This window comes from Actinomyces sp. HMT 175, from assembly GCF_016694895.1.
GTDB classification, from domain to species: Bacteria; Actinomycetota; Actinomycetes; order Actinomycetales; family Actinomycetaceae; genus Actinomyces; species Actinomyces oris.
Map to the genome: position 1 here is coordinate 2,945,695 of NZ_CP068012.1, position 14,240 is coordinate 2,959,934.

General features: G+C 69.5%; 12 protein-coding genes. 9 read left to right on the plus strand and 3 right to left on the minus strand.

Going from position 1 to position 14,240, the window contains the following annotated elements; genetic code table 11:
* Nucleotides 1-4: 4 nt before the first annotated feature.
* Both JJJ14_RS12245 and JJJ14_RS12250 read left to right on the plus strand, forming a co-directional pair.
* Complete coding sequence (locus JJJ14_RS12245) at nt 5-952, plus strand: DsbA family protein (RefSeq protein ID WP_201444288.1); 948 nt, start codon at nt 5-7, stop codon at nt 950-952.
* A 191-nt stretch (nt 953-1,143) separates the two neighbouring features.
* Nucleotides 1,144-2,091 carry an ROK family glucokinase gene (locus JJJ14_RS12250; RefSeq protein ID WP_075378051.1) on the plus strand — a complete coding sequence of 316 codons (948 nt, stop codon included), beginning with the start codon at nt 1,144-1,146 and terminating at the stop codon, nt 2,089-2,091.
* 278 nt (nt 2,092-2,369) lie between these two features.
* Here JJJ14_RS12250 and JJJ14_RS12255 read toward each other — a convergent pair whose 3' ends face one another.
* Nucleotides 2,370-3,680: an AI-2E family transporter gene (locus tag JJJ14_RS12255; RefSeq protein ID WP_201444289.1), complete on the minus strand. Its 1,311-nt coding sequence runs from the start codon at nt 3,678-3,680 to the stop codon at nt 2,370-2,372.
* 194 nt (nt 3,681-3,874) lie between these two features.
* Complete coding sequence (locus JJJ14_RS12260) at nt 3,875-4,699, minus strand: alpha/beta fold hydrolase (RefSeq protein ID WP_201444290.1); 825 nt, start codon at nt 4,697-4,699, stop codon at nt 3,875-3,877.
* Between the two features lie 40 nt (nt 4,700-4,739).
* Between JJJ14_RS12260 and JJJ14_RS12265 the strand changes: the two genes are divergently transcribed.
* Together JJJ14_RS12265 and JJJ14_RS12270 are read left to right on the plus strand one after the other, a co-directional pair.
* Nucleotides 4,740-5,222 carry an S-ribosylhomocysteine lyase gene (locus tag JJJ14_RS12265; protein ID WP_201444291.1) on the plus strand — a complete coding sequence of 161 codons (483 nt, stop codon included), beginning with the start codon at nt 4,740-4,742 and terminating at the stop codon, nt 5,220-5,222.
* Between the two features lie 458 nt (nt 5,223-5,680).
* Nucleotides 5,681-6,649 (plus strand): AlbA family DNA-binding domain-containing protein, encoded by a 969-nt coding sequence (locus JJJ14_RS12270; RefSeq protein WP_201444292.1) that lies wholly within the window; start codon nt 5,681-5,683, stop codon nt 6,647-6,649.
* A 130-nt stretch (nt 6,650-6,779) separates the two neighbouring features.
* On the opposite strand, the gene JJJ14_RS12275 is transcribed toward JJJ14_RS12270, so the two are convergent.
* The gene (locus JJJ14_RS12275) at nt 6,780-9,128 is read right to left on the minus strand and encodes an MMPL family transporter (RefSeq protein ID WP_201444293.1); all 2,349 of its coding nucleotides are present in this window, start codon (nt 9,126-9,128) and stop codon (nt 6,780-6,782) included.
* Between the two features lie 129 nt (nt 9,129-9,257).
* Between JJJ14_RS12275 and JJJ14_RS12280 the strand changes: the two genes are divergently transcribed.
* The 5 genes from JJJ14_RS12280 to JJJ14_RS12300 all read left to right on the plus strand — a co-directional run bounded on the left by JJJ14_RS12280 (nt 9,258) and on the right by JJJ14_RS12300 (nt 14,212).
* Entirely contained in the window at nt 9,258-9,881 is a 624-nt protein-coding gene (locus JJJ14_RS12280; RefSeq protein WP_201444294.1) for a TetR/AcrR family transcriptional regulator, read from the plus strand.
* A gap of 324 nt (nt 9,882-10,205) precedes the next feature.
* Nucleotides 10,206-11,159, plus strand: a complete 954-nt coding sequence (locus tag JJJ14_RS12285) for a hypothetical protein (RefSeq protein WP_101559227.1) — start codon at nt 10,206-10,208, stop codon at nt 11,157-11,159.
* Between the two features lie 358 nt (nt 11,160-11,517).
* The gene (gene mtnN / locus JJJ14_RS12290) at nt 11,518-12,261 is read left to right on the plus strand and encodes a 5'-methylthioadenosine/S-adenosylhomocysteine nucleosidase (protein WP_201444295.1); all 744 of its coding nucleotides are present in this window, start codon (nt 11,518-11,520) and stop codon (nt 12,259-12,261) included.
* A 143-nt stretch (nt 12,262-12,404) separates the two neighbouring features.
* Nucleotides 12,405-13,553: an AAA family ATPase gene (locus JJJ14_RS12295; RefSeq protein WP_201444296.1), complete on the plus strand. Its 1,149-nt coding sequence runs from the start codon at nt 12,405-12,407 to the stop codon at nt 13,551-13,553.
* Complete coding sequence (locus JJJ14_RS12300) at nt 13,553-14,212, plus strand: DUF4276 family protein (protein ID WP_101559230.1); 660 nt, start codon at nt 13,553-13,555, stop codon at nt 14,210-14,212. The genes JJJ14_RS12295 and JJJ14_RS12300 overlap by 1 nt, the downstream gene beginning before the upstream one ends.
* Nucleotides 14,213-14,240 lie beyond the last annotated feature (28 nt).

Genomic DNA, 14,240 nt, shown 5'->3' on the forward strand with positions numbered 1-14,240 from the left:
GGCTGTGACGAACTGTGCTCTCATCAGCCATATCAGGCGTATTGCGGGGCCTGTCTCCTCTGACAGACTCGCTGCCATGAGTGTTCAGCCGCCTTCTTCGACGCCGACGCGGACGCAGTCGAAGACCAACCGCGCCACGGTCATCACCCTCGTGGTCATCGCCGTCATCCTGGCCGTCCTCGCCGCAGTGCTGCTGCAGAACGTCGCCTCCCGCCGCCATCAAGCCGCCGCCGCCAGCCAGGCACCCGCCTCCTCCTCCGATTCGGCCGCCGCGGTCCCCGAGCCCGTACCGGCCCCGCCGGTCGCCGACCAGCAGACCCTGGAGCTCATCCACTCCGAGATCCACCGGGACCCGGCCGACGGCCAGGCCAAGGGCAAGGTCGACGCGCCGGTCGTCATGGTCATCTACTCCGACTTCGCCTGCCCCTTCTGCACCCAGTTCGCCCAAAATGTCGAGCCCGAGCTGAACAAGCTGGTGGAGGAGGGCACACTGCGCATCGAGTGGCGCGACCTGGCCCAGATCAGCGAGACCTCACCCCTGGCCGCCCAGGCCGGGCGGGCCGCCGCCAAGCAGGGAAAGTTCTGGGAGTTCCACGACGCCGTCTACGCCGCCGCCGACCCCAAGGGCCACCCGGCCTACACCGAGGACTCCCTGGTCGACTTCGCCAAGAAGGCCGGGGTGGCGGACCTGTCGAAGTTCCGCGCCGACATGACTGCCGCCGAGACCGTCAAGGCCGTCTCCGAGTCCACCCAGCACGTCCACTCCATCGGCATTCAGGGAACCCCGTTCATGATCGTGGGCGAGACCTACATCAACGGGTACAAGGACGCCGACTACATGACGGCCGTCGTCAAGAGCCAGGCCGCCAAGGCCAAGGAGGCCAAGGGGGCTCAGGGCGCTACCGGGTCCGCGAGCACGACGAGCCCTGCGGCACCGGCGTCGGCGCACTGACCGCCGCGCAGCGGAACGCCGACGGCGCCCCTCGGCGCCCGCCGCCCACCCACCCCGGAGCCTCTCCCCCGACTCGCCCCCTGGGCGGGCCGGGGGACGCTATTCTTCCATCACTTATCCCATTGATCGTCTGACGAGCAACGACGCAACCAGCGACGTCAGCAACGGTCGTTTCACCAAGGAGCGCGAGCATGGCACTGAGCATCGGAGTGGATGTCGGCGGAACGAAGATCGCGGCCGGCGTCGTCGACGACGAGGGGAAGGTTCTTCAGACGATTCGGCGCGACTCCCCCGCCGCCGACCGCCAGGCGATCATTGACACGATCACGACGGTAGTGCGCCGGCTGCGGGAGGACTTCCCCGACGTAGCCACCGTGGGCATCGGGGCGGCGGGCTTCGTGTCCTCCGACCGCAACACGATGGCGCACGGCACCAACCTGGACTGGACCGGGATGCGGATCGGCGACGTCGTCTCCGAGGGCGTGGGCCTGCCCGTCGTCGTCGAGAACGACGCCAATGCCTTCGGGTGGGCCGAGGCCCGCTTCGGGGCGGCCCGCGGCAAGCGCAACGCCCTCATCGTGGCCATCGGCACCGGCGTGGGCGGGGCCATCATCGTCGACGGGCACCTCCTGCGCGGGGCGGCCGGATTCGGTGGGGAGATCGGGCACCTCAACGTCGTTCCCGGCGGACGCCCCTGCGGGTGCGGCCTGCGCGGGTGCCTGGAGCGCTACAGCGCCGGCACGGCCCTGGGCGTCAACGCCTGGGAGCTGGCGCAGTTCCGCCCCGGCTATGCGGCCCGCATCATCGAGCTCTCCGGCGGCGACCCGGAGCACATCTCCGGCAAGGCCGTCACCGCCGCCGCCCGCGAGGGGGACCCCGCCGCCCTGGAGTGCTACGAGCAGCTCACCCACTGGCTGGGGGTGGGGCTGGCCGATATGTGCGCGCTGCTGGACCCCGAGGTCATCGTCATCGCCGGCGGCCTGGCCGAGGCCGGCGACATCCTGCTCGCCCCCACACGCAAGGCCTTCGCCGAGAACCTCACGGCCGGCACCCACCGCCCCGCCATCCCGGTGGTCCTGGCCGAGGGCGGCCAGGAGGCCGGGCTCGTCGGCGCCGCGGACCTGGCCCGCCAGCCCTGAGGGCCGCGGGGAGCAGGTCGCGGAGCCGTCCGGGAAGCCGGCCGACCGCGCCGAGGCCTGAGCCCGAGGGCTCCGGCACACACCGGCCGGGCCGGAGGCCACGTCGTCGAGAACGTACTTTCTGCACGAGGACTGCGTTCTCCTCCAGATGACTGGGAGCGGACCTCAGTGATCTGGAGGAGAAGTACGTTCTCGGGGCGAAACGCAGTCGCCGATTCCCTGGGGGATGCGCCAGGCTCGCCCTGCGGCCAGCAGTGCGCCGAAGCGGGGGCCTGAGCTCAGTCCTTGGTGGCCCGGCTCGAGTCCGCGGGCGCGGAGACCTCGACGTCGTCGCCGTCCCCACCGCCGCTGGCACGCGTGGCCGACCTACCGGCCTTCTCACGCTCCTTGATGACCTCAGCACGCTTCTCGACGACGGCCCGGCCGTAGTCGGGATCGGCCTCGCCGACGCCGTCGCCGTCGAGGTCGAGCTGGTCGAGTACGCCCTGGTCGAGCTCATCGGGGTCGCGCACGGGCGAGTCGCCGGCGGACAGGAAGATCCCCACCCAGCGCGAGCGCGGGTCGGAGTCGATGAGGAGGGCCTTGACGAACAGGGTCAGCGGCACCGCCAGGATCGTCCCCAACGCACCGGTGACGGTAGACCAGAACAGCAGGCACAGGAAGGTCGTCGTCGTGTTGAGCCCCACCGCGTCCCCAGTGAACTTGGGCTGGATGAGGGACTGGATGACGAAGTTGGCCGCCGTGTAGGACAGCACCACCCACAGCGCCGTCCAGGGGCCGGAGTCCACCAGCCCCAGGATCGCCGGCGGCACCACGCCCAGGACGAAGCCGATATTCGGGATGTAGTTGGTGATGAAGGAGACCACGCCCCAGGTGATGGCCATCGGCACGTTCAGGTACCACAGGGTGACCGCGTTGATGACGGCCACGATGAGACCGAAGACCGTCGAGACCATCCAGTAGGAGCGCACCGCCTCACAGAAGGACACCAGGGCGGAGGCCATGCCCGGCTTGAGGACGCCCAGGGCCGCAGTGCGGATCTCGATCTTGGCGGTGTCGAACATGAGGAAGACGACCACCATCGACATGACGCCCATCATCGCGCTGGCCGAGGTCAGCTGCCCCAGGACCGACTGAGCCACCATGACGAGCTGGGAGGTGTCCAGGACGTTGGTGACCTGCTTGAGCACCGCGGACTGGTCGACCCCCATGCCGTTGAGCTGGGTCTCGACCTGCTTCCAGATCGCCTGGAACTTGGGGGCGTACTGCGGCAGGGTGTCGACGAGCTGGGCGACGGCGACGGCCAGGGCCGCGAACAGCAGGATGACGAAGGTGAAGATGAGCGCGATCGCCGCCGTCGCCGCGACCACGCGCGGCACCCGGTGGCGCGTCATCCAGGACACCAGCGGCCGGACCGTCACCACGAGGGTGAGGGCGAAGAAGGCCGGGGCGAAGAGGTCCTGGATGAGGTAGAGCCCCACCGCGCCAATGGTCAGTGCCGCCAGGAGATAGGCGATGGTCTCCCCCTGCGTGCGTTCCCCGGGGAGGGGAACGGCGGCCTTCCGAGCTTTTTCCGACACAGCTGCCATGGGCGCATCCTCCCACGGACGGGCGGCGCACTGCGCCCCGACGGGCCTGTGCGCGCCGTGGGAGCTCTCCCCTTTTTCCGCGGTCTCGGTGGTGGCGCGGCGACGGTGCTCCGGCGGCAGTCCGGTTGCAGTCCGGTTGCAGTCCGGTTGCAGTCCGGCGGCCGGGTGGCACTTCAGCCGCCTGCTCCCCCGTCTCAGTCCACCGGCAGGACCTCGGCCAGCCAGGTGTCGACGGCGCGGTAGAAGGCCTGCGGGTCGCTGCGACGCACCTGGTGGTCGGCCCCGGGCACGAGGACCGGGGTGATGCGGGGGTTGCGGGCGGCGGCGGCCAGGCCCTCACTGCCCACGCGGGCGCTGCCGGGCCGGTCGCCGGTGAGCAGCAGGGCGGGGACCTCGAGGGCGGCCATGGCCTCGTCCCAGGGGACCTCGGGGGCGACGACGCCGGACAACAGCAGGCCCGGGTCGGTGCGCTGGGAGGCCCATACACCCGGGAGGGCCTCGGCGTCGGGCATGGTCTCCAGGGCGCGGCCGACGGCGGCCGGCAGGTCGGCGACCTCGGTGGCGCGGGCCCGCTCCCGGGCGGCGCCGCGGGCCAGGAGCTCGCGCGGGCTGCGGGTGCCGAAGCGGGCCGGGTCCTCCAGGACGACGCCGCAGAGCAGGTCGGGGCGGCGGACGGCGGCCACCATGGCGGTGGCCGCACCCATCGAGTGACCGATGACGACCGGGGCGGGCGGCGTCGGCAGGCCCAGGGCGGCCCGGCCTCGCGAGGCGGCCTCCAACTCCTCCAGGACGGCGATGAGGTCCTCCACAAGGACCTCCCCGGCCCGCTCGAGCTCGGCCGACTCCCACCGCGGGGACAGGCCGTGCCCGCGGGCGTCGGCCGCTACGACCCGGTAGCCGCGGCCCACCCAGTGGTCGATGGCCTCGGCCAGGGAGACCGCGGAGCCGGTGATGCCGTGGAGTAGGACCAGGGTGGGGGCGTCGTCGGGCCCCGTGACGATGCGCGCCAGTGAAGTCATGGCCCCATCCTGCCTCGTGACCGCCCCGTAGGCTGAGCCCATGAGCGAGACGAGCCAGCAGAGCACGCCGAGGATGAACGTCGAGTCCTTCAACCTGGACCACACCAAGGTGGCCGCGCCCTACGTGCGCGTGGCCGACCGCAAGGAGCTGCCCGGCGGGGACGTGCTCGTCAAGTACGACGTGCGCTTCTGCCAGCCCAACCGCGCGCACCTGGAGATGGAGGCCGTGCACTCCATCGAGCACCTGAGCGCCGAGCTCATGCGCAACCACACCGACCGGCTCATCGACTTCTCCCCCATGGGCTGCCAGACCGGCTTCTACGCCCTCATGCTGGGGGTGGAGACCGAGGAGTTCCTGCCACTGCTGGAGGCGACCTTCCGCGACATCCTCACTGCTCAGGCGGTGCCGGCGGCCAACGAGGTCCAGTGCGGCTGGGGGGCGAACCACTCGCTGGCCGCCGCCCAGGAGGCGGTGCGCGACTTCCTCGCCGCCCGCGAGGAGTGGACGCAGGTCATGGCCTGACGCAGCCGCGCGACCCTGTCCCGCCCGGCCGGGGACACTCCCTCCCAGCCGGGGACAACCTGCGCGCCCGGGGACACTCCCTCCCAGCCGGGGACAACCTGCGCGTGCGGGGACACTCCCTCCCAGCCGGGGACAACCTGCGCGTGCGGGGACAGGATTCCGGTCCCCGACGGCGTCGAACGCCCCCGGCTGGAACGAGACGCACCCGGCCGCGCGGAATGTCCCCGCCGGCGAGACGCGGAGCCGAGGAAACCCGGCTTTGAGGAGAGGACAGTCCTCACAGTCTGGCAACACCGGGCCTGGCACAGTCATGGGGCGAGACAGCGCGCCGTCGCCGGGCTCCGACGTCGGGCCCGGTCCAGCACCGGCACCAACCGCATCCTGAATCGCACTCAGCCCGCCCCCGCCCACCCTGTGCCCGCGCTGCGAGGCACCGAGACGAAGAGAACCTAACGCACGTGGAGAGCATCGAGACCGTCACCATCACCAACCCCGCCAACCCCATCCTCATCTGGTGGGTCATCGCTCAGCCGCTGCTGCTCCTGCTGTCCTTCCTTGTGGGGCGGCTGACGCGGTTCCTGCTGCGCGGGCGAGTCTCCGTGTCGGGTGCGGCGGCCACGCTCATCGCGCTTGTCGGCCTGTGGCTGGGGCTGCTGCTGGCGGGGTGGATCTTCGACGAGGGCGACCTGTTCTCGTTCAAGATGCTGGCGACCTCCTGCGGCGTGGCGGTCGTGGTGCTGGTGGCAACCTCCGCGGTGCTGGCGCGCGTCCAGCACCATCCCACGCTGCTGCCGATCGCGGAGGTCGCCCAGATGGGCGAGTCCGACCGCCTGGAGTTCAAGTCCTCGGCGCGCTGGAACCTGCGCACGGACAAGCGCGATGAGGCCATGGAGGAGATCGTGGCCAAGACGGTGGCGGCCTTCATGAACTCCGCGGGCGGCACGCTCCTGCTCGGCGTCGATGACGGCGGCAACCTCATCGGGCTCGGCCCCGACTACACGACCCTCAAGCAGCCCGACGCCGACCGTTTCGAGCTGTGGCTGCGCGGCATGTGGCGCACACGCATGGGCACGAACGCGGCGGCGCTGCCGCAGGTGGACTTCGCGCCCACCCCGGACGGGACCGCGGAGGTGTGCCGGGTGACGGCACCCCCATCCCCGCTGCCGGTCTACCTCAAGCCGGCCAAAGGGCACGACGGAGCGGCGCTGTGGGTGCGGGTCGGCAACTCGACGCGGCGCCTGGAGGTGGACGACGCGGTCGACTACGTCATGCTGCGCTGGCCGCGGATCAACCACGTGGCCTGGCCGATCCGGCTGGCGAACTTCCTGCTGCGCCGCGACCAGTCGCGCCGGGCACTGCCCATCAACCCGGCAGCGGCCGTCACCGCCGCCACGGGCTCCCGAGACGACGAGGGCGCGGGTCAGTAGGGCGTCACAGACCATGGGGCGCCGGAACACAGCGGGGCCCGGGGCCTGAGGACCAGCGAAGGGGCGCGGCAAGGCAAGGCCCGGCAGCGATCCACCTGCCCCGCCCTCGCCAGACCCCGCGAGCGCGGGCTCAGGACACGACAGCGGCCTGCCTGTCCTCGGCGTCCGCGGCGCCCTCAGCATCCTCGGCCTCATCGCCCGAGCTGTCCGTCACCGGTCGGGCGGACTCGCCTGCGGCAGCCTCCTCCTGCTCCAGTGCCTGCTCCAAGCCCTCCCCCTCGACGTCGACGACGGGGAGCAGCCGGTCCAGCCATGCCGGCAGCCACCAGGCCTTCTCTCCCAGCGCCGCCATGAGCGCAGGGATGAGGGTCATGCGCACGAGGAAGGCGTCGGCGGCGATCCCGACGGTCAGGCCAAGGGCGATGGGCTTGACGTACACGTTGTCGGTGTGGACGAAGGCCATGAAGACGCCGATCATGATGACGGCCGCCGCGACCACGACCTTCGCGCTGCCCAGGAATCCGGTCTCGACCGCCGCCACGGCCACCTCACGGCGAGCCTCAAGCGTCACATCAGTCGCGTCGCCGCGCCGTCGGCTCCACTCCTCGCGCATGCGTGAGACGAGGAAGACCTGGTAGTCCATGGCCAGCCCGAACAGGACTCCCATGACGATGACCGGCAGGAAGGAGATGACGGCGCCGACCTTGGAGACGGCCAGGAGGTCGGCAGCCCAGCCCCAGCCGAAGACGGCTCCCACGGCGCCCATGCCCGCGCCCAGAGACAGCAGGTACCCGAGGGTCGCGGTCACGGGAACGGCGATGGAGCGGAAGACCACCATGAGGAGGATGAGCGAGAGGCCCACCACCACGATGCCGAAGGGGATGAGGGCGGCGTTGAGCTCCTCGGCGACATCGATCGCAACGGCGGTCTGACCGGTGACCATGACGTTAGTAAGCCCGTAGCGGCTCTCATAGTCGCCGGCGTGGGAGCGGATGTTGCGCACGAGCTCCATCGTGGAGGGGTCGGCCTGCGACTTCTCGGGGCGGAGCTGGACGAAGGCGAGGGTCCCGTCCTCGTTGGGAGTGGCCAGGGAGACTCCCTCGACGCCGTCGAGCTGGGAGAGGTCACGGGCCAGACCCTGGACCGCGGCGACCGAACCGGAGGGCTGAGAGATGTCAGCGATCACGACGATCGGGGAGTTGTAGCCCTCTCCGTAGGCCGCGGCAACGGCGTCGTAGGTCTCGCGCTGCTGCGATCCCTTCTCGGCGAAGCCGTTGTCGGTCAGGGCGAGGCGCAGGCCGCTGACGGGGACGGCGCACAGTCCCAGAAGGACGACGACGGCGCCGATGGTCACCCACGGGCGGCGGGTCACCGTGCGCACCCAGCGGGAGGCCGGCCTCCGGTCCGCGTCCGCACCGGCGTCGGCGGCCCTACGACGCCGCGGGAGCAGGCGCTGACCGAGGAGGCCGATGAGAGCGGGAACGACCGTCAGGGCCACGAGCACGGCCACCGCCACGACAGCCGCCGAGGCCAGTCCCATCGTGGTCAGGAACCTGATGCCGGCCACGCTCAAACCGCACAGGGCCACGATGACCGTGGTGCCGGCGAAGACGACGGCCCCTCCGGAGGTGGCGGTGGCCCGCCCAGCGGCCTCGGCCGGATCGACGCCGTCGGCGAGGTACTCGCGCGCCCGCGAGACGATGAATAGGGCGTAGTCGATGCCGACCGCCAGTCCGATCATGACGGCCAGGACCGGGGTGGTGGAGTTGATGTCGGTGAAGCTTGCTGTCGCGAGGATGCCGAGCATGCCGACGCCCACGCCGACGGCGGCGGCGATGAGCGGGGTACCCGCGGCCACGAGGGAGCCGAAGGTGATGAGCAGGACGATCGCGGCGATGGCGACGCCGACAAGCTCAACGGCAGAGATGCCGATCCCCACCTCCTGGTCGATGTTGCCGCTGCGCTGGACTGTCAGGGACGGGTCCATGGCCTCGGCGCGCTCGGCGAGGGTGTCGAGGTCCTGGGCGACGGTCTTGGCCTTCGGTGTGGTTCCGGTGGTGATGGAGCCGACCGAGGCGTCCGTCTGCACCTGGACGAGTACGTGGGTGCCGTCCGCGGAGACGGATGACGCAACGCCGGTGGTCTTGTCACCGAAGGGCGGGGAAACCGTGGCAACGCCGTCGATCTGCGATGCCCGAAGAGCAAAGGCGTTGACCGCCGGGGCGTGGTTCTCGATGCGGCCGTTGGAGCTGGTGATGAGGACCTGCTCGCTGGTGCCCGCCGCCTGGGGAAGCCGATCGGTGAGGACCTCCAGGCCGCGCATCGACTCAGTGCCGGAAATGGTGAAGGTGTCGTCGAGCTGGATGCCGGTGGTGGCGACGACGCCGCCGAGGGCAGCGATGAGCAGCGCCCAGGCCGCGAGGACCCGGGTGGCGTGACGAGCGCACCATCGCCCCAGGGATAAGAGGAAGGTGGACATGACGGACCTTTCAGAAGGTACGGAGGTGATCGAATTCGATACGCAAACGTACTGGATACATTCATGTATTGAAACCCAGGACGTTGTGACTCCTCGCACCCCTATGGCGCCGGTAAGGTGGGCGGTCTCATGACACCGAGCACCGACCCGCCCGCCGCCGAGCGCACGCTGCGCAAGCGGGAGAACACCCGCGCCCGCCTCATCGAGGCGGCTGCGGACATCGTCGCCTCCAAGGGCATCGCCAGCACTCGCATTGACGACGTCGTCAAGAAAGCCGGCTTCACCCGGGGCGCCTTCTACTCCAACTACTCCTCGCTCCAGGACATCCTGACCGAGGCCATCGTCACGCGCTCCAACACCTTGCTGTCACGGGTCACGCAGGCCATCGACTCCTTCGAGGGCACCCCCACGATGGACTCGCTCGTGGAGCTGCTCGAGGCCATCCGCCCCGAGGCCCGCACCATCTACCTGCTGACCACCGAGTACTCCCTCTTCCAGCTGCGCAACCCCGACAGCCCGACGATCCCCGGAACGGCGCGCGCCGACTTCACCGCCAGACTGTCCGGAACGGTCGAGAAGGTTCTCGCCCGCATGGGGCGCCGCCCCACCGTCCCCACAGCGAGCCTGGCCGACCTCGTCAGCCTGCTCTTCATGGACTCGATCACTGAGAACACGGACTGCGACAGGCTGCGAGACCTCATCGAGGCGATCATTATCGGGCTGAGCACGCCGACGCAGGTCGGCGACGCCTGACGTCGCTCCACACCAGAGCTTGCCTCCTGGCGAAGCGAGGATTCCACCCCGACAGAAGGCCACCGCCCCACCGACCCCCACTGCACGCTCTCTACAGCGCCTCGACAGAGTTGCCGTGCGGCGAATCTGTCCAGATGGGACGACTTTGAATCACGGCACCCGCACCGCGGTCTACAAAAGCCCAGGTCATCGCCCTGTTACTTCCTGATAGTGGCTGCGATCGGCCGTCAAAGCCGTCCCCTCTGGACAAAACGGACACACCTCAGTCCACAACCCCCCCACTCCAGCAAGGCGCGTTTTGATGATGTTTGACATCATTTACGTATGGATAAGTCATCCAGGGTCGAGGGACTGCTAGCGCGTCTCGCCGCTTACCAGGGAGCAGCGCGCCTGAGCACGCTGTGCAGCACGCGGACCGAGCGTCGTCTGGTTGCCCAAGCCGCCGCCGACGGGCTCGTCACTCTTCACCCGAACCACGTGGCCGCGCTGAAGGGCGCCGACCCTCGTTTCATCCTCTGCCGACGCATCAGGGGTGTCATCACCTGTGCCCACGCGATGCGGCACTACGGCCTACCGCTGCAATCAGCGCCCACAACGTTGCATATCGCCATCCCCTGCAACCAGGGTCACATACCGGACGCAATCGGACGCGTCGTCACCCATCGGTTGAGTGGACTCATTCTGCCCGCCGCAGATGCGGCACCGGTGGCACCCGTGGAGCCGGCACTCATCTGTTACCTGCGTTGTGCGGATGAGCTTGATGCACTCATCGCGCTCGATGCGGCCCTTCGACTTGGTCTGACGACCCGTTCTCAGCTTGAGAGCCTCCTACGGGGTCCGCGAAACCACCGCTCCCGCACGCTTGTGTCGCGGTCGCTCCCCGATGCCCGCTCTCTTCTGGAGACGATCGCTCGTTACGAGCTGGAAGAGGCGGGATACCGGCCGGCGACGGCAGTGTTCGTCCCGGGCGTTGGAGAGGTGGATCTGGTGCTGACAGCTCATCCACACGACCTCATCCCCGGTCTCACGCCCGACACCAAGGCGCTTCGAGCAGACAGTCACCCAGCACTTCTCATCGAGACGGACGGCTACGCCTTTCACTCCTCCCATCTCGACTGGGAGCACGACCACCTGCGCGACCAGGCCGCACTCACCGCGAGTCACGTTCCAGTGCGTCTGACTAGCCGACAGGTCCTCCAGCACAGCACGGTCGAAATTGTCGCCCCCATCGCCATGCGCATGGGGATCACCCCGATCATCCCGCTCCAGGCAGGGTGATGGCACTCTTACCTCATAGGTTCCGAGTGCGACGGGCACGGCAGACGAACCGGAGGGAACCGTCACCTGGATCGTTGGCGGGCGCATCCCGCCGCATCTGCCCCGCCCAGGAACCAGACGCCCCAGCTCTTGACCCGCGGACGTATGACGGCAGCATGTCTTCAGAGCAACGACACCGGCAGAGTCACCATGCAGCGATTCTGTCCATCTGGGACGACTTTGAATCACGGCAACCGCACCGCGGTCTACAAAAGCCCAGGTCATCGCCCTGTTACTTCCTGATAGTGGCTGCGATCGGCCGTCAAAGCCGTCCCCTCTGGACACTTTCAGGGCTCGGCCGCCCCTGTAGGCTCGGCGCGTGAGTCGCACCAGTGCCGCACCCGTCATCGTCTCCTGCGCCATGGCCGAGGAGGCCCAGCCCTTCCTGGACACCCTGCCCGAGCGCGCGGCTGCCCAGGCGCCGACCCTGCCGGGGCCCGCACGCGCCTGGTCCCTCCAGCTTCCCGACGGCGAGCGCGAGCTCATCCTCGTGCGCAGCGGCATTGGGCTCGTGGCGGCCGCGAGCGCACTGGCAACGGTCCTGGCTCAGGTCCGCCCCAGCGCCGTCGTCTCGGCGGGAACCACCGGCGGGCTCGGCCGCCAGGTCGAGGTCGGCGACGTGTGCGCCTCGGCGACCCTGGCCTACACCGACGCCGACGCCACCGCCTTCGGCTACGCCCGCGGCCAGACCCCGGGCCAGCCGGAGACCTTCGCCGGGGATGCGGCCCTGCTGGAGCGCCTGGAGCAGGTGGGCCAGGAGGCCCTGCGCGGTGCCACGGCGTCGTCGGGCTCGGCGCGACTGCGCGTCGGTCAGATGCTGGCCGGCAACTCCTTCGTGACGGCCGCGAACGTGGCCGACACCCGTGAGGTCTTCCCCGCGGCATTGAGCACGGACATGGAGTCGACGGCGCTGGCGCAGGTGGCAGCGGGCGCCGGCGTCCCCTTCGTCTCGGTGCGCGGCGTGTCCGACCTGTGCGGCCCCGAGGCGGGCCAGGACTTCCACATCGCCGTCGAGGAGGCCGCCGCCCGCAGCGCCGCCGTCGTCCTGGCCCTGCTCAGCTGAGTCGCTAACGCCGCCCGTGCCTCCCTCCCCACCCACACTTCGACAGAATCTTCAGAATCGACCCGGAGCCGCGTCGTTGATGAAGTTTTGGTCGATTTGCCGGGCGTCCTCCGCATCGGCTGGTTGTTGGCTAGGCTCGGCGTATGACTGCTGCACTGGGACGCCTGGTCGTGGAGGGGTTCAGGTCGATTCGGCGCCTCGAGCTGGACCTGACCACCGACGTCACCGTGCTCATCGGCGCCAACGGCTCCGGCAAGTCGAACCTGGTGAGCGCCCTGGAGCTGGTCTCGCGGATCTGGGACGACTCCTTCCAGGAGTACCTGCGCAGACGCGGCGGGGTCAGCAACCTCTTCTTCGAGGGTGACGAGGGCACCTCGGAGCAGATCTCCGTCGAGATGTGCTCGGAGTTCAACGACGAGGACCAGCGCAACGGCTACCGGGCCATCCTTCGCTCCAACGACTGGGACGACTCCGACTCGGCTGAGCTTCACGAGTCGCTGCTGTTCCAGGTCGGGCGCGACCGGGAGCGGCCCTTCACCGAGGACCTCGGATTCGGCTCACGCAGCCGCGTCCCTCGAATCGCGCAGTCCACGCAGAGCATGAGGCTCCACAACTTCGCGACCTACGTTCGCCCGATCCTCGAAGGCTGCCGCGTCTTCCACTTCGACGACGTCTCCGAGAACGCTCCGGTCAAGAGCAGGTCAACGGTCGGCGACGACGTCTACCTGCGCTCGGACGCGGAGAACATCGCCGCCTACCTCTTCAAGGTGCGCCACAGTCACCCCGAGCACTATCAGCGCATCGTCTCAGCGGTCCGCCACGTCACGCCATTCTTCGACGACTTCGTGCTCGTCCCCGACCCCTCAGAGCGGATTCGACTGCGCTGGAAGCAACGCGGGCTGGACCGCACCTTCCTGGCTCATGAGGCCAGCGACGGCACCCTGCGGTTCATCTGCCTGGCCACGCTGCTGCTGGGGCCGGACCTGCCGGCCACCGTGGTGCTGGACGAGCCCGAGCTGGGGCTCCACCCGGCCGCGATCGGGCTGCTCGCGGAGATGACGCATATCGCGGGCAGGAACGGGCACAAGGTCATCCTGGCCACCCAGTCGGTGCCGCTGCTGTCCCACTTCGCCCTGGAGGAGGTCGTGGTTCTGGAGCGGGTCGACGGCGCCACCCAGGCCACTCGTCCGGACCGCGAGGCCCTGGAGGGATTCTTGGAGGACTACTCCACCGGCTCGCTGTGGGAGATGAATCTTCTGGGCGGGCGCCCGGCACATGAGGGACGGGCCTGATGAGGCAGGTCGTCATCCTCGTGGAGGGGCAGACCGAGGAGACTCTGGTCAACGAGGTTCTGGGACCTGCGGCCTCGATGCGCGGAACCTATGTCACGCCGGTCGTCGTCACGACCTCGGCGACTCCCACCGGCGCCCACCACGGCGGCGGCCACTGGAAGCACTACCACGCCCAGCTCCAGGCTCTTCTCAAGGCGTCTCACTGGGAGCGGGTGGGGCTCCTCCTCGACTACTACCAGTACCCCAAGGGCGCACCTGGGCGAGAGGTGGCGACTCCTTCCGGGAGTCTCGACAGCGCCGGCCGGCAGTCGGCGCTCATGGCTGCTCTACGCGCCGAGTACCCGGATCCGCGTTTCCGTCCGCTCGTCGTCCTCCATGAGATCGAGGCCCTCGTCCTGGCGGCGATCGACGCCGGGCGGGGGGACGGACTGCTCCTCCGGCAGGGACTCGCTGAGCTGCGGCAGGCCATCACCCGGGCCGGCGGCCCCGAGCGGGTCAACGACGGCCCCAGCACCGCCCCGTCCAAGCGCCTGGAGGCGGCCGACCCCGGCTACATGAAGACCGTCACCGGCCCTCTACTCGTCAGCGAGGCCGGGCTCCCCGCGGTCCTGGAGCGCTGCCCCACCTTCACGGCCTGGTGGGAGGACCTCCTGGCCTGAGCGGCCACACCATCCCCACGGCCGTCGT